The organism is Variovorax sp. E3 (assembly GCF_016082275.1).
GTDB lineage: Bacteria > Pseudomonadota > Gammaproteobacteria > Burkholderiales > Burkholderiaceae_C > Variovorax.
Genome location: NZ_MOWM01000007.1, coordinates 105,753 through 122,332, shown reverse-complemented (window position 1 = coordinate 122,332; position 16,580 = coordinate 105,753). Strand labels below are relative to the sequence as shown.

Here is a 16,580-nt window from a genome sequence, read left to right as displayed (position 1 = left end):
CGGCGCGCCCGCGGCCACCGGCTCGCGCCGCCAGCCCGCCGCCAACGCGCGCCAGAACGCGAGCCGCAACGGCACGGGCTGCTTGCGTTGCGCATCCGCGTGCGTCGCCTGCAGATAGCGCGCGAACTCGGGCGTCCAGCCATCGACGAGAACGGCGGTGAGCCCCTGCGGTGCGATGTCGATGCGAGGCCGATGGCGAAAGCACGCGGTCTGGTCGCAGCTCAGGCAGCCGCGTGCCAGGGGCAGTGCGGGCGACGTGCCCTCTTCTTCATTCGCGCGACGCAGCACGACGGGCAACGCGGCCGAAGCCGACGGCGCACGCGCGCGAATGCGCAGCACCAGCTCGCTGTCGGTCAGCTCCACCTCGAGCCGCCAGGCGTGCTTCGCGCGCAGCTTCAGGTCGACGTAGTTCCAGAACACCGTTGCGTCGACCGCGTCACCATCGGCGGCGTCAGCCTGCTCGATGCGCGCCGTGTGCCCGTGGTGCTCGACCAGCTCGAAGCCCGCGCGCGCCGCCACCGTGGCCAACGCATTCGACAGCTGGCAGAGGCCGCCAGCCAGCGTCGGCACCACGCAGCCCTCGCGCAGTTCGCGCCCCACGACGAAGCCGCGCCACGCGGCGGGCCGCCCGAGCTGGCGCCAGAAGCTCAGCACCTCGCCGCCGGCACCTCGACGGCGTCGAAGGCGCGGCGCGCCACGCGCAGGTTCTGCACCTTGCCGGCCACGAGCGGAAATTCATCGGCACGGCCGTCGGACCACAGCGGCGTGCGGTGTTGCGCGAGCACGGGCGCATCGGCCAGTGCGTGGCTGTCGGCAGGCCAGCGCCGGGCCGAGGGCCGCAGCGTTTCGCGCAGCGCATGGGCCGCGGCCAGCAGCCGCGTGCGCAGCCAGAAATCGATCGCGTCGATGCGGCGCGGCGGCTGCCAGGCCTGCACGCTCACGCGGAGGGGCCTCGCTTGCGCCATTGGCCGAGGTCGGCTTCGATGCGCTCGTTGATGTCGCCGCTCCACTGCACGCCGAAGCCGGCCGCGCGCAGCAGCTCGGCGATGCGCTGGCCCACCAGCACGGTATTGGCCTCGCGCTGCTCGATCTCAGGGATCATGCCGCCGCTGAACGCCAGGTGCAGGCGGCCGGTGCGCACCACCGTATCCAGGTCCTGCGAGTGATAGAAGCAGCAGCCGCGAATGCCCGAAGCCAGGCGGCCCGCGGCACGCCACTGTTCGCGCACGTCGTCGTGCCCGTCGGACAGCGTGTTGCCGGCGCGGTGCAGCGCAATGATCTTCTCGGCGCGCAGTTGCGCGAACACGGCTTCGAGCCGGTCGTACTCGGTCTGCGCGGGCCAGCCGGCTTCGGCGGCGTGCTTGGCGGCGCAGGCCAACCCGGTTTCGGCCTTGACCCAGGCACGGTCCTCGGCCGTGAGCTCGTCGGGGTCCAGGTACTCGTCGGTGATCATCCATTCGACGTCGGCGTCGGGATGAAAGCCGCACCACACCAGGTCGTGGATGCGTCCGCGCGTGTCTTCGGGGTCGAGAGTGAGGGCCATGCGTAGAGGGTTGCCGCCTCGTGCGGCGGCGGATCGTGCTTTCTTTTTCCTGGCGGGAGCGCGCCGTATTTTCGCCCGAGCGCACCACCTTGATGCATTAATGCGAAAGCATGAAGTCCTGCGACCCTCCCCTTTCGCCCCGCGTCATCATGCGGGATGCCCCGCGCCAAGGCAATGCGCCTTTCGGCGAAGGCAAGCTCTGCCGCATGGCCGGGAGTGGCTATGCTCGGCGCCTCTTCATGCCGCAGCACCCACCCGCCATCGACCTGCCACCCTTCGAGGAACGGCTGCCGGCCGCGTGGACCTCGGGCGCGCCGCAGGCCACCGAGCGCGCCCCGAAGTCGGCCGCCGACTGGCTCGGGTGGCTGATCGCGCTCGCGGTGCTGGCCTTCTTCGCGGTGTTCGGTTTCCAGGCGATCACCTGGGCGCTGGCCGGCGGCTGGCAATGGCTCTGGATGGTGGTCGGGGTGCCGGTGTTCGCGGGCTTCTCGGTGCTGACGGTGGTGTTCGTCTTCACGACGCTGCGCGAGCGGCGCCGCGTGCGCATGGCGCTGGAGAACATTTCGCTGGAACGTGGCGAGGGCTTTCGCGCCGGCGAGCCGCTCGAGCTGCGGCTGCGCGCGACGGTGCCCGTGGCGCAGGCGGGTGAACGCACGGCGCCACCGGCGCGCCTGAGCTTGCGGCTGATGCGGCGCGCCCTGCATCGTCCAGGGGCCGGGGGCGAGGCGTCGGTGGCGGACACCTGCTGCGACGAGGCCGTGATGCCGTGCGACGACCCACGGGCGACGCGGCTGCTCTACATGGGCACGCTGTGCGCACGCCCTGAAGACGACGACGGCACGGCCCTGTGGTCAGTGGCACTGCACGACACGGACGCCGACACAGACGCCGGCGCGCCCTTCCTCGTCGCCCCCTGCGCCGGCTGCCCGCGCGGCGCTGACCCAGGCAAGCGGCCGTCGTCAGCGCTGCGCGCCGGCCGCGATGGCCTCCAGCAGCACGTCGGTCGAACGCACGCGGCCCATGCGCGGGAACAGCTCCTTGTTCGCGAAGTCATGCGGCTCGGCCGCCAGCGAGCTCATCGCGTCTTCCACGAACACCAGCTCGTAACCCCGGTCGAAGGCCGCGCGCGCGGTCGATTCGACGCCGAAGTTGGTCGCGATGCCGCTCATCACCAGCGTCTTGATGCCGCGGCGGCGCAGTTGCTGGTCGAGGTCGGTGCCGTAGAACGCGCCCCACTGGCGCTTGGTGATGCGCACGTCGGCCGCCTGCACCTGCAGCTCGGGCACCAGCTCGGAGAACTCGGGCGGCGGCACGGGCGACCCGGGCGGGCGGCCGATGGAGGCGTCCGCCGCAGGCTCAGCAGCGCGGTCACGTCCACGCGCACCCAGACGACGGTGCCGCCGGCCGCGCGCAGGCTGTCGGCGATGCGCTTGCTCCGCTGCACCACATCGGCGGCGGTGTGCGGCGCGAGCTGGCGGCCCACGTTGCTGTGTTGCAGGTCGATGGAGATGAGGCCGTCTGGCCGGGGTTCAGGGCGAGGGGTTGGGCTTGCATCGACCCATGATACGGACGGCGTATGAGCCGGTCATGAGCGTCCCCGTGCATGCAAAAAGGCCGGGCCATGCAATGCATGGCCCGGCCTTTTTTCGATCGATGCCCACCGAAGCGGGCACGCTGCCGACAAATTACAGCGGAAGCGCGTCGCCGCGAGCGGCGGCACGGGCCGCTGCGCGCACTGCCGCGCGGTCCACCGTGCTGGCCAGCACGGGTGCCACGCCTGCCGATGCGCCTTCGGCGTACGGGTTGTCGCTGTGCGCGGCGGCCACGGCTTCGGCGCGAACGGTGGCGCGGTTGGCCGTCGAAACAATCACTTGGGCCGGGCCGGCGTTGGCGCGGTGGCGTAGGGGTTGGCGCTGTGCGCGGCCACGACGGCCTGGCTGGCGACGTCGGCGCGGCTGGCGGCCGAGGTCAGTTGATGCACGCCGTCATAGGTTTCGGCATGGGCGCCACCGGCAACGGCCAGCAGGGCGAGGGCAACGGCGGAGAGGATCTTCGAGGCGGTCATTTGGATTTCCTTCAATTGGTTTGATTTTTGGTTCTTGGTCTGGATCAGCTGAAGGGCTGGTCCATGGGATCAATTGTGCGCCGTTGTCTAAGTAAAAACCCTTAGCAAACGGAACCGCGGTGTTCACACTACGGAAACAATCACACATCGGAAAAGGCGCAAACGGCTTGTCGTAGAGTGTCCGGATGCGTGCGCCGCCCTCTTCGACCTCTTTTGCGCCCCTGACGCCCTGGGGCACCGCCGATGCCGTCTTCGACGCGCTGGCCGGCGCCTGGACGCTGGCGCGGACCATCGAAGGCCAGGCCTCCATGACCGGCATCGCCGTGTTCACCCCCGGCGGGCAGGGCGTGCTGAAGTACCGCGAGGAAGGCCGCATCCGGCTGGCCGACGGCAAGGAGTTCGACGGGCACCGCGAATACCTCTTCGAGCGCGCGCCCGGCGGCTTCGTGGTGCACTTCGCCGAGACGCCGCCGCGCCTGTTCCACGCCATCGGCATCGTGCGCGACGGCGACGCGCTCGCCGGGTCGGCCACGCACCTGTGCACGCCCGACACCTACGACAGCAGCTACCGCTTCTTGGCGGACGGCTCGTTCGAGATCCGCCACACGGTGCGCGGCCCGCGCAAGGACTACCTCTCGGCCACCGTCTTCACCCGGCGCGCCGCGTAGGCCGGCCGAAAATCAGTCGCGGTCGAGCCGCCAGGCCGGCATGCCGCGCATCACCGTCTGCACGAGCATCGCGCAGATGCCGCACTTGATGAGGTCGCCCGGAATGAAGACCAGCATGGCCAGCGCGGCCTGCGACAGCGACATGTGGGCGATCCACGAGAGCCCGACGATGCCGAAGGCATAGACCACGGCAATGCCGCCGACCACCGACGAGAGGAAAGCCGCCGCCAGCAGCGGCAGGCCCGTCGCGCCGGCCATGCGGCGCATCGCAAGGCGCATCAGCAGGCCGCAGGCGAAGGCACCGAACATCCAGCCGAACAGGAAGCCCCCGGCCGGCGCCACGAACACGCTCAGGCCGCCACGGCCGCCCGGCAGCAGCGGCAGGCCCAGCGCCACCGCCAGCAGGAACAGCGCGATGGCCAGGAAGCCCCGGCGCGGCCCGAGCAGGCAGCCCGCCAGCATCACGCCCAGCGACTGCAGCGTGATCGGCACGCCGAACGGCAGGTCGATCTTGGGGATCAGGCCGAACACCGCCATCAGCGCCGCGAACAGCGCGATGTAAGACAGGGAGCGGGACGAAGTGAGGGAGCCGGTGGTGGTCATGGCGATCAATTTGCAATCGAGAAGAAGAAGGTTCAGCGGCCGAGCCGCGCGGCCAGCGCGTCGGCCACGCGCTCCGCCGTCTGCAGCGTGCGGATGGTCAACGGCGCCAGCAGCCTCAGGCCGCCGCCGCGGCCCGAGCGCGCGCGGTAGGCATCGTCCAGGCGCTGCCACTGCACATAGAAATTCTCGGCGAAGCGCAGCATCAGGCCAAGCCCCAGCGCGATCCGCTCGGTCGGCACGCCCAGGCGCTGCAAGGGATGCAGCACGGCTTCGAGCACGGCCAGCAGGTCTTCGAAGCGCGTGGTCAGGGTCAGCATCAGCGCAAGCGTGGCCGCGCTGGCCAGGCGCAGCGCACTCGCCACGCCGAGCGGTGTCGTGCCCATGGCCCAGTGAAAACCGATGATCAGGCGCCGGCGATGGCCACGCCGAGCAGCATGCGCACGCGGCGCCACGCGGGCGCCCCGAGCGACGTGAAGATCAGCAGCACCACGGCACATGCGATGGCCAGGTGCACCGGGGCCTCGACCAGCACCAGCAGCGTGCCGCACACCGACAGCACCGCGAGCTTGACCCACGCCGCCATCGCGTGCATCCACGTCGGCTGTTCCGAATAGAGGCTACGCATGGCGGCCGCGCTCCGCCGCGGCGCGCTCGCGCACGTTCTCGGCATAGGCCTCGCAGACCTCGCGGCCCGGCCCGTCGGCGCGCACCTTGCCCTGCTCGAGCCACAGCACGCGCTCGAAGTCGTAGACGTGTTCGAGCAGATGGGTGGACACGACGATCTGCTGGTCCGTGGCGTCGAGCTGCGCGGCCAGCCGCGCCTGGCTCAGCAAGTCGAGGCTGGCGAAAGGCTCGTCGAGCAGCAGCGTGGCCGGCCGGCTGATCTGCAAGGCCAGCAGGCACACCTGCTGGCGCTGCCCCTGGCTCAGCTCACCGACGGCGCGCCCGGCCCAGGCATCGAGCCCGCGCTGCGCCAGGAACTCGCGCGCCTGCTGCCGCGCCGCCTGCCGCGTCTCGCCGCGCGCCGTGAGGCTGAAGGCCAGCTCCTCGGCCACGGTCGGGAAGATGATCTGGTCGTCGGGGTTCTGGAACATCAGCCCCACGTGCTTCGGCAGCTGCTTGCGGTCGGCCTGCGTGTCGCAGCCATGCACGAGCACGCGCCCTTGCTGCGGCTGCTCGAGCCCGCTGATGAGCCGGAACAGGCTGCTCTTGCCCGCCCCGTTGTCGCCGACCAGGCCGATGCGCGTTTCCCGCAGGCTGAGCGTCAGCCCTTCGAAGACGTGCTGGTTGCCGCGCACCAGCGTCACCGCCTCGAGGTGGATGCTGTGCGAAGACATGGGTTCGGGCGGGGTCGGCTGCGGCAAGGGGCGCCCACTGTACCCGAACCCACCGGGGCGGCGCGGGGCTCAGGGCGTGGCGGAAAAGAGCCCGTTGATCTCGCCGACCGACAGCATGCCCTCGCCCATCGTGTCGAAGCGGCCGTGCCCGAAGGCCTGCGCGGCGATGCGCCCCACCAGCCCCAGCGCCGATTGCAGCGGGCCGCAGCCCAGGCTGATGCGCCGCGCCCCGGCGTGTGCCAGCACCCCGGCCGACGGGGCGCCGGCGTAGCCCGCGTAGACGTTCAGCGGCTTGTCCAGCGCGCCGGCCAGGGCCGCGATTTCGTCGAGGCTGGACATGCCGGGCACGAAGACGCCGTCCGCACCCGCTGCCACATAAAGGCGCGCGCGTCGTTGCGCCTCCGCGAAACGCGCCGCCGGGTCTTCCCAGGGCACGAAGTAGGCGTCGGTGCGCGCGTGATGAAGAAGCGCGCGTCCAGCTTGCGGATGGCGGCGATGCGCTCGCACAGCACCTGCGGCGGCATCAGCTCGCGCGTGCCCGGGCGCGTGCCGTCCTCGATGTTGATGCCGGCCGCGCCCCTGTCGATCAGCGCGCCCGCCACGTCGGCCACGGCCTGCGTGCTGTCGCCGAAGCCCTGTTCGATGTCAACGCTCACCGGCACGCTCGCCACGCGGCAGATGCGGGCGCAGGCGGCGAGCATTTCGCCGGCCGGCATGCGCTCGCCGTCCGCGTAGCCGAGCGACCAAGCCATGCCCGCGCTCGTGGTGCCGATGGCCGTGGCCCCGGCGCGCTCGACGATGCGGGCGCTGACGGCGTCCCAGGCGTTCACGAGCACCAGCGGTTCAGGGCCGGTGTGCAACCGGTGAAAGGCATCGGCTCGCTGGCGTGTTTCGGAAAGAGGCATGTGCGCTGGCCCGAAGGCGTTGGTGTGGAATGGGCGCAGCGTAAAGGCACGCCGCCTTCAGGACTTGGAAAAAATTGCGCCCCGCGCCGGTCACCCCATCAGCGCCACCACCGGGTAGCGCCGCCACTCGGGCTCCGCATGGCGCCGGCCGTGCGCGAAGACAAAACCCAGCACCGCGGCCGGGTCGGACAGCTTCTCGGGATGGTCCGACTTCCACTGCTCGAACAGCGTCTTCAGCGCGGGCTCTTCCTCCAGCATCCGCAGTGCCGTGTCTTCGAAGACGTAGTCAGAAAAGTTCTCCTTCTTCTCCAGCACGCTGTTGAAGAAGCCCCAGCGGAAGAAGCTGTCGTGCGCTTCGGGCTCCAGCGTCTCGACCGCATAGCGGGCATGGGGCTGGTCGAGCGATATCCACACGTCGCCCGCGCGCGCCTGGAAGGGCTCGGTGCGTTCGGCCAGTTCCACTTCGTCGTGGAACATGTGCCCCTCGTAGGCGTTGGCGCGGGAGGCCACGCGCTGGATGCGGTACACCCGCGCCGCGCCGAACACCTCGTCGGCATCCAGGCGCCGCATGGCGACGCCGTTCCATGCCAGCCGCTCGATCACTTCGCGCCAGGCCTGGGGCACGAGGTAGGCCTTGGGCGCGGCGACGGACACAACGTCCACGCAGCGGTCGAAGTGCACGATGTCTTTTTCCCACGGCTGGCTGCGGTCGTAGGCCAGCCGTTCGTAGTGGCCGAGCTTGCTGGGCGTGCGAACCGCCGCATAGCCCTGGAAGCGCAGGCTGGCCGGCGGCTGCGGTCGTTGCGCCACGACACCGGCCAGCGCGCCTGCCGCGCCGCCGCGGCCCGTGCGTCACGGCGCAGGGCCTGAATCTGCGCGGCATGCGCCACGGTGAAGTCCAGCACCACCTCGACCAGCGTGCGCATCGACGCCACGCGATCCGCGAAGGGCTTGAGCATGTGGGTTTCCGGCATGAAGCCGATGGTGTGGTGCAGCGCGGCATAGCCCGTGGAAAAGCGCGGCAGGTCGAGGAAGTCTTCGATGCCGTCGTCGGGCGTCTCGGCCAGCAGGTTCATGTAGGGACAGGTGGGCCAGCCGCGCTGGCGCATGTCGCCGTAGATCGCGGGCAGCATGCGCTCGCGCAGGAAGGCGCCCAGCCCGCCGCCCAGCTTGTCGGGCTGGGTCGGGATCAGCGTCATGGTGTAGCTGTAGTCCGCGCCGTTGGACGTGTGGGTGTCGACCATCACGTCCGGGTTCCAGGCGGTGAAGAACTGGTTGAACACCTGCGCGGCCAGGCTGTCGCACTTGATGAAATCGCGGTTCAGGTCCAGGTGCCGGCCGTTGCCGCGAAAGCCGAAGAACTCGGGCCCGAGCTGGTTCGCGCGCGCGGTGTCTTGCCGGTTCACGCACCCGTCCACGTTGTAGACCGGAATGAACAGAAACACCGTGCCGCCCAGCGCCGCCAGCCGGGCGGGCTGCGTGCAGAAGTCGCGCACCAGCGCCATGCAGGCGTCGATGCCTTCGGGCTCGCCGGGGTGGATGCCGTTGTTGTTGAAGAACACCGGGCGGCCTTGCCGTTGGAGTGTTTCGCGGTCGAACACGCCGTCGGCAGTGACCACGCCCGCATGCATCGGCACGCCGGTGTCCGACACGCCGATGCGGCGCCACTGCAGCACCCCGGGAAAGCGCGCGGCCAGCCGTTCGTAGAACGCCACGCACTCGGCCCAGGTGGTGGTCTGGTTGCCGTTGCCCGCCTCGAACGGCGTGGGGTAGAGGGTGTCTTGTGCAGCAGTCATGGGGAAGCTCCGTTCACACGACCGCAGCGCCAGGGGCCGCCGTCGCCTCGGGCTTTTAGCACGCCTTCCGGCGGCCGTCGCGGGCTTCGCGTCAGAGGTTGATCGACGCCGCCACGTCAGCCGGTTCCCAGCCGCCCGCGCTGCGGCTACAGTAGTTGCCCCAATCGGTCATCCAGCCCTTTCGCCCAGAGTCTGCCAAGAGTCATCAGGCAAGCGCCAGACGAGGCCGCAGCAAACACACATTCAAGGAAACACGTCATGGGCGCCCAATGGAAAGCGAAACACAAGGATCTGGCGGCCAATGCCAAGGGCCGGCTGTTCGGCAAACTCGCCAAGGAAATCATGATCGCCGCGCGCGCCGGCGCCGACCCGGCCGGCAACTCGCGCCTTCGCCTCGTGGTGGAACAAGCGCGCAAGGTCTCGATGCCCAAGGAAACGCTCGACCGCGCCATCAAGAAGGGCGCGGGCCTCACCGGCGAATCGGTGCACTTCGAGCATGTGATCTACGAAGGCTTTGCGCCGCACCGCGTGCCCGTGATGGTCGAATGCCTGACCGACAACGTGAACCGCACCGCGCCTGAAATGCGCGTGCTGTTCCGCAAGGGCCAGCTCGGCACCTCGGGCTCGGTGTCGTGGGACTTCGACCACGTCGGCATGATCGAAGCCGAGCCCGCGCGGCCCGACGCCGACCCCGAAGTCGCCGCCATCGAGGCCGGCGCGCAAGACTTCGAGCCGGCGGGCGAAGGCCACCCCGCGGTGTTCCTCACCGACCCCACCGACCTCGACCTCGTGAGCCGGGCGCTGCCGGCGCAGGGCTTCACCGTGCTGTCGGCCAAGCTGGGCTACAAGCCCAAGAATCCGGTCGACCCGGCGAGCCTGAGCGCGGAGCACCTGGAAGAAGTCGAGGCCTTCCTGGCCGCGATCGATGCGAACGACGACGTGCAGAACGTGTTCGTGGGGCTGGCGGGCTGAGGCCGTTTTTCTTCCGCCAGATGCTTGCCGGAAGATGCCTGTGTGGCGCCGTCCACTACACGGTGGCCGATGAGTTCGGCTACGCGCTGAACTGCCACTGCGCCGACTGCCGCCGCGCGACCGGCTCGGCCTTCAAGCCCTTTGCGGGCATCGAACGCCGCAAGCTGTCGATCACCCAGGGCGAAGAGCTGCTGATGGTCTACGGCCAGAAGGACGCGGGCGACCTGCACTGCGGCCAGTGCGGCTCGCTGCTTTACTCGGTGGTGCGCGACGGCCTGTTCGTGCACGTCACGCTGGGCACGCTGACGGATGCGCCAAGCATTCGCCCGAGCGCGCACATCTTCGTCGGCTCGAAGGCGCCGTGGTTCACGATCACCGACGACCTGCCGCAGTACGACGGCCATGTCGTCGACGCGCGGCCACGCGACGACCGGGCCTGAACCCGTTCAGTCAGCCGCCGCACGTGCGGCACAGCGCGCCGATCTTCAGGCGCTCGTGCGACAGCACCATGCCGTTGGCTTCGCAGGCATCGGCCAGGGCCTTGAACCACGCCTGCGCGTCCGACAGGTCGACAGTGCGCGCGCAAGCCCGGCACTCCAGCCTGCCGCGCACTTGCGCTTGCGGCGCAGGGCTTTGCACCGGAAGCCGGTACGAAGCCGACGCCCTGCCGTTGCGCTCGGACCATTCGCGCTCCAGGCGCCCCGCTTCGAACAGGTGCTTGAGCCCGCGGTACACGGTGTGCGGCCTCAGCACGGCGCCGACCCGCTGCACCACGTACTGGTTGATCTCGTTGGCGTTCAGGCTGCGCCCCTGCGCCTGCGCGATCGCCTCCAGTATCAAGGCATGCTGCTCCAGGGTCCGTTCGGTCACCGGCGCGCGCGCCCCGAAAACCGGGTGATGCGTTCTCGGCCGCCTGGCAAGGTAGCTCGGCGCGCCATCGATCGACGGACCCTGCATGGCATCAGAACTTCGCGTTGAGCGACACGCGGAACGCGCGCGGCGAGCCGGGCGTGATGTTGGTGTTGCTGTTCGCGTTGAGGAAATAGCGCTTGTTGAACAGGTTCTCGACGTTGAGCTGCATCTGCATGTTCTTGTTGAGTGTGAAGAACACCGCCGCGTCGACGCGCGTGTAGCCCGGCAGCGTGACGTTCGGGAACGGGCTGCCCGTGGTGACGATCTGCTGGCTCGACGCGAACATCTTCGACTGGCGGATCACGCCCAGGCCCGCGCCCCACATCGGCGAGAAGTCGTAGCGGTTCCACAGCGCCAGCGTGTGCTTGGGCACCATGCCCACGGTGGCGCCGGCACGGATGGTGGCGGAGGTGTCGGCGCTGAACTTGGCGTCGGTGTACGAGTAGCCGCCCGCCACGCTCCATGCCGGCGTGATGTTGCCGCTCAGGCCCAGTTCGAGGCCTTGCGTGCGCTGGCCCTTGCTGAGGATGGTGCGCGTGCCGGCCGGATCGGTCGGGTCGAGCACGATCACGTTCGAACGGTCGAGGCGGTACAGCGCGGCCGTGGCGGCCAGCGCGGGCGACACGTCCCACTTGGCGCCGATCTCGTAGTTCTTGAACTTCTCGGGCTGGAGGGCCGCGTTGCTCAGGCTCAGCGAGGCCAGCTGGTCGCCGGCGCGCGGCTGGTAGGCGATGCTGTAGTTGGCATACAGCGAGACCTGCTCCACCGGCTTGTAGATCACGCCCACGCGCGGTGACAGCAGGTCGTCGTTGGTCTTGAAGCGGTCGCCGTTGCGGTTGTTGCGGAAGTCGACCTTGAACTGGTCGTAGCGCAGGCCGGCCACCACCTGGAACTGCGGGCTCAGCTCGATCTGGTCCTGCACGTACAGCGCGGCCACCGTGGCCTTGCCGCTGTTGTTGGCATCGGTCGCGGCCTGGCGGTAGACCACCGGCAGGTTGGTGGTCGGGAACGCGAGCGGCACCGTCACGCTGGTCGCGGTGTTGTTGAAGTAGCCGGTGTTGCGGAAGTTGTCCGTGTCCTGCTGGCCGAGCTCGGCGCCCACGAGCAGCTTGTGCTTGATGCCGCCGGTGTTCAGCGAGAAGGTCAGGTCGGTTTGGTTGAAGATGCTCTTGCGCGACGTGGCGTTGTTGTAGGCGTTGATCGCCACGCCCGTTCCCGCGTTGTTCACCGCGCCGGGGAACACGTTCTGATAGAACTTGTCCTGGTTGGACCAGCGCGTGCGGTTGCGCAGCAGCACGCCGTTGTCGAACTCGTGCTCCACCAGCGCGTTGAAGGCGTCGAGCGTGGAGCCCGTCGGGCTGCCGGCCGCGTTGCCGAAGAAGGTCGAGGGCGACGTGACCACCGGCACACCGCGGAACGACGTGATGCCCCGGTCGGCGATGCGGTCGTCCTTGAAGTGCTCGTAGCCCAGCGTGACCAGCGTCTTGGCGTTCGGGCGCCAGCTGATGGTGGGGTTCACGCCCGAGCGCTCGAGCCACACGCCGTCGCGGTAGCTCTTCGAGTTTTCATACATGCCGTTCAGGCGGAACGCCAGCTGGTCGTTGATGGGCTGGTTCAGGTCGACCGTGAAGCGGCGGTTGTCGTGCGAGCCCAGCGTGACCGAGCCGCCGTAGAACGGCGTCCACTCGGGCTGCTTGCTCACGCGGTTGATCAGGCCGCCCGTGGCGCCACGGCCGAAGATCATCGCGTTGGGGCCCTTGAAGACTTCGACGCGCTCGATGTTGTACAGGTCGCGGTAGTACTGCACGTCGTCGCGGATGCCGTCGATGAAGAAGTCGCCGGTGGTGCTGATGCCGCGAAAGATCGGGGTCTCGCGGTTGCCTTCGCCCTGCGCGAAGTTCACGCCCGGCACGTAGCGCGTGGCTTCCGCAATGCTCTGCACGGCGCGGTCGCGCATGTCGTCGCCGGTGATGACGCTGATCGACTGGGGCGTGTCGCGCAGCAGCGTGTCGGTCTTGGTGGCGGTGGTGCTGCGCTTGGCGGCATAGCCCTGCTCGTTCTCCCCGGTGACCGTGACGGTGGGCAGCGCGCTGTTGTTGGCCGGCGTCTGGGCCCATGCGGCGCTGGCGCCGAAGGCCATGGTCGCGCCCGCGGTCAGGAGCTGGATGGCCTGGACGACCGAGCGTTGCGCAAAGCCGGTTCTTCCGGTCGGCTGGGCACACGGGCTGGAATTCTTGTTCATGTTGAAAACGGTGAGAAAGGGGAAGGCGTCGACGACGCCGGTAATGCGAACCATTCGCAAAATCGACGTGAATGTAGAAGCATGTAGTAGTACTGTCAAGTGCTACTAATTCCGAACGAAAGAAAACAAATTCCGTACGCAGCCGGTGACAAATGTGAAAAGCCGAAGAAGAAATTCAGTAGCCGCCAGGGCTACTACCGCGTGATCTCGGCGATCAGGGCGTCTTGCCCGGCGCCTTCTCGACGCGCGGCGTACGCACGCCGCTGATCTGGCCGCGCACGACCTTCCAGAAGTTCTTGGTGCCGTCGAGCAGGCGCCACGCGTTGGAGCGATGGGCCAGCACGCCGACCTCGGGCAGAACGTCGCGCAGGTTCTTCAGGCCGAGGATCTTGAGGTACTTGCGCACCGTGGTCGGGCTGTGAATCAGCAGCACCACGCGCCAGCCATAGTGGCGCCCGAGCATGAGCATGCCGATGGCACTTTCGAGGTCGTCGAGATCGCCATTGAAATCGTCCACCGCGCGATCGACGATGCCCAGAATTTCCTGGTCTTTCAGGGCCATGGCGACAGGGGGAGCGTGGGATTCGGCGGCACGGCGGGAGTTTCGCACGCCTCGCGCCGAGAGCGCATGAGATACTTCAATGAATGCAAATCATTGCCATTTCAAGCGCGTTGCGGTGCGCCATGTCGGCCTGACATGTTCGACGCATTTGCCATCACGGTGCGCGAAGTCGCCGAGCTGATCCTCATCGTCGGCTCGCTCGCCGCCTATTTGCGACAGGCCGGCCGCAACGATCTGATCACCAGCATCGGCTGGGGCCTGGCCGTCGGGCTGGTGCCGGCGTCGGCGCTGGCCATGGTGCTGATCGACGCGGAGTTCGGCAGCGGCGTCGAGGCCGTGCTGGCCGTCGCCATGGCCACCGGCGTGCTGCTGATGGCCGTGGGCATGGGCGCGTCGGCCGGCAAGATCCGCGGCCGCGTGCAGCTCTTCTTCGATGCGTGGCTCGAACGCCCGGCCGCCCCTGTGGCCGTGATCGTCTTCGTGGCGCTGGCCTCGTTTCGCGAGTCGCTCGAAATCGCGGTGTTCGCCCGCGCGATCCACGCGCGCGAAGGCACGGCGGACGCATTGGCCGGCGTCATCTTCGGCGTTGCCGCCGCCAGCCTGCTGCTGCCCGCATGGCGTTGGCTGCGCGTGCGCTCGGGCATGTTGATGGTGTTTCGCGCGTCGGCCCTGCTGCTGTCGCTGCTGTCGATCCAGTTGCTGCTGCACGGCGTGAGCGAACTGCTGCGCGCGCCCATGTTCTCCTCGAGCGGCCTCGACCTGGCCCGGATCGCCGAGCCCTTCCTCGAAGGCGGCCCGCAATACGGCTGGGTGTGCGCGGCACTCATGCTGGTGCCGGTGTCGCTGCTCGCGCGCGGCTGGTGGTCGCGCGTCGGCACTTCCGACTGAAGCTCGCAACCGAGCCGCTCGCTCAGCGCGAGTCAAAGCTCCGACGCTTCCCGGCCACCTTCTTCGGCCCCCGCCAGCTCCTCGAAAGCCTGCATCTCGCTTGTCGACAGGGGTTTGCCGATCGGCGCCGCCGCCTTGCCGACGCGGACCGCCGCCATGTCGGCCTCGTTCGGGTATTGCCCGGCAATCCAGTAGTCGAACACGCGGCGCACGATGGGCGCTGCGTGGGCCGCGCCGAAGCCCGCGTTCTCGACGATGGCGGCCACCGCGATGGTCGGCGCCTCCGCCGGCGCAAAGGCCATGTAGAGCGCGTGATCGCGTTGCCGCTCCTCGAGCGCCTTGCCGCTGGCGCGCGCCTTCGGCCCGAGGCTCACGGCCTGCGCCGTGCCCGTCTTGCCGGCCGAGGTGTAGGCCGCCCCCGAAAACACGCGAGTGCCCGTGCCGCCCTTGGTGACCGCCACCATCGCATTGCGCACCACCTCGACGTGCTTTTGCGCGTAGCCCAGGTCTTGCACCTGCGGCTGCAACTGCTGCACGACCTCCTCGGTGACCGTGTCCTTGATGGCGCGCACCAGGTGCGGCTGAAAGCGCTTGCCGCCGTTCGCCAGCGTGGCGTTGGCCGATGCGAGCTGCAGCATCGTGAAGCTGTTGTAGCCCTGACCGATGCCCAGCGAGATGGTTTCGCCGGGGTGCCAGGTCTTCATGTCGGGGCGCCGGTAGGCGGCGCGCTTCCATGCCTTGCTGGGCAGCACGCCGCGCGATTCGCCAAGCAGGTCGATGCCCGTGTACTGCCCGAAACCGAGGGGCGCCATGAAGTCGTGGATCAGGTCGACGCCCATCTCGTTGGCCAGCGAATAGAAATAGGTGTTGCTCGAGAACTGGATGGCGCGGTGCATGTCCACGCCGCCCAACCCGCCCCGGTGGCTGAGGAAGGTGCGCCCGCCGAAGCTGTAGGAGCCAGGGTCGTTCTCGATCTTGTCCGCGGGGCGCGTGCCGGTCTCCAGCGCCGCCAGCGCCATGAAGGGCTTGTACGTGGAGCCGGGCGGATAGGTGCCGCGCAGGGCGCGGTTCAGCAGCGGCTTGTCGATGGATTCAATGAGCGCCGCCCAGCTTTCGTGGTCGATGCCTTCGACGAACAGGTTGGGGTCGAAGGTGGGCTTGCTCACGAAGGCCAGGATCTCGCCGGTCTTCGGGTCGATGGCCACCAGCGCACCACGGCGCTCACCGTACATGTCTTCGACCAGCTTCTGCAGCTTGATGTCCAGCGACAGCATGACGGTGTTGCCCGGCGTGGCCGGGTGGCGCGCCAGGCGGCGCACGGCACGGCCGCCGGCGGAGGTCTCCATCTGCTCGACGCCGGTCTGGCCGTGCAGCGTCTTCTCGTAGCTCTGCTCGATGCCGAGCTTGCCGATGTAGTCGGTGCCCCTGTAGTTGGCCTGTTCTTCCTCGTCCCAGTCTTCCATCGCGGTCTTCTCGCGCTGGTTGATGCGGCCGATGTAGCCGATGACGTGCGATGCCACGTCGCCATGGGGATAAGTGCGAAACAGGCGCGCCTTGATCTCGATGCCCGGAAAGCGGTAGCGCTGGGCCGCGAAGCGCGCGACCTCTTCGTCGCTCAGGCGGGTGCGCACCGGAATGGAGTCGAAGCTGCGCGAGTCTTCGCGCAGGCGCTTGAAGCGGCGCCGGTCGTTCGGCGTGATCCCGACGATGGCGTCCAGCTCGTCCAGGGCCGCATCGAGGTCGCCCACTTTCGAGGGCGTGATCTCCAGCGTGTAGGCCGCATAGTTCGAGGCCAGCACGACGCCGTTGCGATCGAGGATCTGCCCCCGGTTGGGCACCACCGGCACGACGGCGGTGCGGTTGCTTTCCGCCCGGTCGGCCAGTTCCTCATGCCGCACCACCTGCAGGAAAGCCAGGCGCGCGCCGATCAGTCCGAAACCGAACAACACCACACAGCCGACCACCACCACACGGCGGCGAAAACGGGAAAGCTCGGCGGCGGCATTGCGGATTTCATTCATCTGGGTAAGAGAAAAACTGGGTAAGAGACCCCAGCCATCCGGAGGTTCCCGGAAGTTCCGCATGCG

General features: G+C 68.7%; 16 protein-coding genes and 4 pseudogenes. 4 read left to right on the top strand and 16 right to left on the bottom strand.

The genetic code is table 11. The annotated features are described in order from the left end of the window. The 6 genes and pseudogenes from BMG07_RS04705 to BMG07_RS04685 all read right to left on the bottom strand — a co-directional run. On the bottom strand, positions 1 to 654 hold a 654-nt coding region (locus BMG07_RS04705), incomplete at its 3' end, for a VanW family protein (protein WP_307866872.1). Beyond that, positions 648 to 941 (bottom strand): hypothetical protein, encoded by a 294-nt coding sequence (locus tag BMG07_RS41490; protein WP_269758645.1) that lies wholly within the window; start codon positions 939 to 941, stop codon positions 648 to 650. The genes BMG07_RS04705 and BMG07_RS41490, both read right to left, overlap by 7 nt. Beyond that, complete coding sequence (locus BMG07_RS04700) at positions 938 to 1,543, bottom strand: hypothetical protein (protein WP_198083573.1); 606 nt, start codon at positions 1,541 to 1,543, stop codon at positions 938 to 940. Before BMG07_RS04700 ends, BMG07_RS41490 begins: the two co-directional genes overlap by 4 nt. Before the next feature lie 220 nt (positions 1,544 to 1,763). Beyond that, positions 1,764 to 2,285: a hypothetical protein gene (locus tag BMG07_RS04695; RefSeq protein ID WP_269758644.1), complete on the bottom strand. Its 522-nt coding sequence runs from the start codon at positions 2,283 to 2,285 to the stop codon at positions 1,764 to 1,766. A gap of 217 nt (positions 2,286 to 2,502) precedes the next feature. Next, the gene (locus BMG07_RS04690; RefSeq protein ID WP_307866871.1) at positions 2,503 to 2,856 is read right to left on the bottom strand and encodes an isochorismatase family protein; all 354 of its coding nucleotides are present in this window, start codon (positions 2,854 to 2,856) and stop codon (positions 2,503 to 2,505) included. A 372-nt stretch (positions 2,857 to 3,228) separates the two neighbouring features. Further along, positions 3,229 to 3,608: pseudogene (locus BMG07_RS04685) on the bottom strand (helicase SNF2). A 185-nt stretch (positions 3,609 to 3,793) separates the two neighbouring features. Between BMG07_RS04685 and BMG07_RS04680 the strand changes: the two are divergent. Next, on the top strand, positions 3,794 to 4,276 hold the full coding sequence (locus tag BMG07_RS04680; protein ID WP_198083571.1) for a DUF6314 family protein: 483 nt from the start codon (positions 3,794 to 3,796) through the stop codon (positions 4,274 to 4,276). Between the two features lie 12 nt (positions 4,277 to 4,288). Here the strand turns inward: BMG07_RS04680 and BMG07_RS04675 are convergent, their stop codons facing one another. The 6 genes and pseudogenes from BMG07_RS04675 to BMG07_RS04655 form a co-directional block, all read right to left on the bottom strand. Next, positions 4,289 to 4,879, bottom strand: coding sequence for a biotin transporter BioY (locus tag BMG07_RS04675; protein WP_198083570.1), 591 nt, complete (start codon positions 4,877 to 4,879; stop codon positions 4,289 to 4,291). Positions 4,880 to 4,911: 32 nt separating this feature from the next. After that, positions 4,912 to 5,504 (bottom strand): annotated as a pseudogene (locus BMG07_RS04670) (energy-coupling factor transporter transmembrane protein EcfT). After that, positions 5,497 to 6,216 carry an energy-coupling factor ABC transporter ATP-binding protein gene (locus BMG07_RS04665; RefSeq protein ID WP_269758643.1) on the bottom strand — a complete coding sequence of 240 codons (720 nt, stop codon included), beginning with the start codon at positions 6,214 to 6,216 and terminating at the stop codon, positions 5,497 to 5,499. The pseudogene BMG07_RS04670 and the gene BMG07_RS04665 overlap by 8 nt, the downstream one beginning before the upstream one ends. 69 nt (positions 6,217 to 6,285) lie before the next feature. Then, positions 6,286 to 6,723 (bottom strand): isocitrate lyase/phosphoenolpyruvate mutase family protein, encoded by a 438-nt coding sequence (locus tag BMG07_RS44680; RefSeq protein ID WP_374221234.1) that lies wholly within the window; start codon positions 6,721 to 6,723, stop codon positions 6,286 to 6,288. Between the two features lie 92 nt (positions 6,724 to 6,815). Next, a pseudogene (locus BMG07_RS44675) lies at positions 6,816 to 7,121 on the bottom strand (isocitrate lyase/phosphoenolpyruvate mutase family protein); the annotation flags it as partial. A gap of 90 nt (positions 7,122 to 7,211) precedes the next feature. Continuing rightward, positions 7,212 to 8,917: pseudogene (locus BMG07_RS04655) on the bottom strand (M14 family zinc carboxypeptidase). 258 nt (positions 8,918 to 9,175) lie between these two features. On the opposite strand from BMG07_RS04655, the gene BMG07_RS04650 reads away from it, so the two are divergent. Together BMG07_RS04650 and BMG07_RS04645 are read left to right on the top strand one after the other, a co-directional pair. After that, complete coding sequence (locus BMG07_RS04650) at positions 9,176 to 9,889, top strand: YebC/PmpR family DNA-binding transcriptional regulator (RefSeq protein WP_198083568.1); 714 nt, start codon at positions 9,176 to 9,178, stop codon at positions 9,887 to 9,889. Between the two features lie 20 nt (positions 9,890 to 9,909). After that, entirely contained in the window at positions 9,910 to 10,329 is a 420-nt protein-coding gene (locus tag BMG07_RS04645) for a GFA family protein (protein WP_198083567.1), read from the top strand. Between the two features lie 10 nt (positions 10,330 to 10,339). On the opposite strand, the gene BMG07_RS04640 is transcribed toward BMG07_RS04645, so the two are convergent. The 3 genes from BMG07_RS04640 to BMG07_RS04630 all read right to left on the bottom strand — a co-directional run bounded on the left by BMG07_RS04640 (position 10,340) and on the right by BMG07_RS04630 (position 13,605). Continuing rightward, positions 10,340 to 10,759 (bottom strand): hypothetical protein, encoded by a 420-nt coding sequence (locus tag BMG07_RS04640; protein ID WP_198083566.1) that lies wholly within the window; start codon positions 10,757 to 10,759, stop codon positions 10,340 to 10,342. 91 nt (positions 10,760 to 10,850) lie between these two features. Next, on the bottom strand, positions 10,851 to 13,043 hold the full coding sequence (locus BMG07_RS04635; RefSeq protein WP_198083565.1) for a TonB-dependent siderophore receptor: 2,193 nt from the start codon (positions 13,041 to 13,043) through the stop codon (positions 10,851 to 10,853). 214 nt (positions 13,044 to 13,257) lie between these two features. Then, entirely contained in the window at positions 13,258 to 13,605 is a 348-nt protein-coding gene (locus BMG07_RS04630) for a hypothetical protein (protein ID WP_269758642.1), read from the bottom strand. A 135-nt stretch (positions 13,606 to 13,740) separates the two neighbouring features. Between BMG07_RS04630 and BMG07_RS04625 the strand changes: the two genes are divergently transcribed. Beyond that, the gene (locus BMG07_RS04625) at positions 13,741 to 14,493 is read left to right on the top strand and encodes an FTR1 family protein (RefSeq protein WP_198083564.1); all 753 of its coding nucleotides are present in this window, start codon (positions 13,741 to 13,743) and stop codon (positions 14,491 to 14,493) included. Positions 14,494 to 14,525: 32 nt separating this feature from the next. On the opposite strand, the gene mrdA is transcribed toward BMG07_RS04625, so the two are convergent. Further along, complete coding sequence (mrdA, locus tag BMG07_RS04620; RefSeq protein ID WP_198083563.1) at positions 14,526 to 16,514, bottom strand: penicillin-binding protein 2; 1,989 nt, start codon at positions 16,512 to 16,514, stop codon at positions 14,526 to 14,528. Between the last annotated feature and the right edge of the window lie 66 nt (positions 16,515 to 16,580).